The following is a 566-nucleotide window of genomic DNA, read 5'->3' on the forward strand; positions in this document are numbered from 1 at the left end:
GACACCTACGACCCGACGCTCTTCGAGGACGAGGAGAAGAAGCGGATCCTGGCCGCGATCGACGCCAAGATCGCCGGAGAAGAGGTCGTCGCGGTCGAGCATCCGGAGGACGTGGCAAGCGGCCAGGTCATCGATCTCACCGAAGTACTGCGCGCCAGCCTGACCAAGGCGGCCAAGGGCGCGCCCAAGCGCCCGGTCAAGACGGCGGAGAGCCGCGAGGTGACTTCGATCGATGCCGCGGTGAGCAAGGGCGCGAAGCGTGCGCCGAGAACGGCGAAGGCGTCGGAGTCCGCGCCGGTCACGCGCGCGCGCATGAAGAACTGACAGAAGCAGCCGGTCTAGGCACGCATCCCTACACGCTGCGCGGCATCCGTCAGATGCTCGGCCTGACACGTCATGCCGTCTCGAAGCTGATCGAGCTGGGATTCGTCGAGCCGCTGCGCGGGCCCGGGCGCGTCTACCGCTTCTCGTTCCGGGACGTCGTGCTGCTGCGCTCCGCCCACGACTTGCGCGAGGCGCGCATCCCGACCCGGAAGATTCTTCGCTCGCTTCGCCTCCTCAAGGAG

Annotated in this window: 2 protein-coding genes; both read left to right on the forward strand. The window is 67.7% G+C overall.

What is annotated here, in order from left to right; translation table 11 throughout:
• Window positions 1–324: hypothetical protein (locus tag AC1DTN_RS38740; protein ID WP_477925526.1), on the forward strand; the 324-nt coding region annotated here is incomplete at its 5' end.
• 53 nt (window positions 325–377) lie between these two features.
• Window positions 378–566 (forward strand): hypothetical protein (locus tag AC1DTN_RS38745; RefSeq protein WP_477925528.1); only part of this gene is annotated, 189 nt, incomplete at its 3' end.

It is taken from the genome of Rhizobium sp. 01T444, from assembly GCF_056398305.1.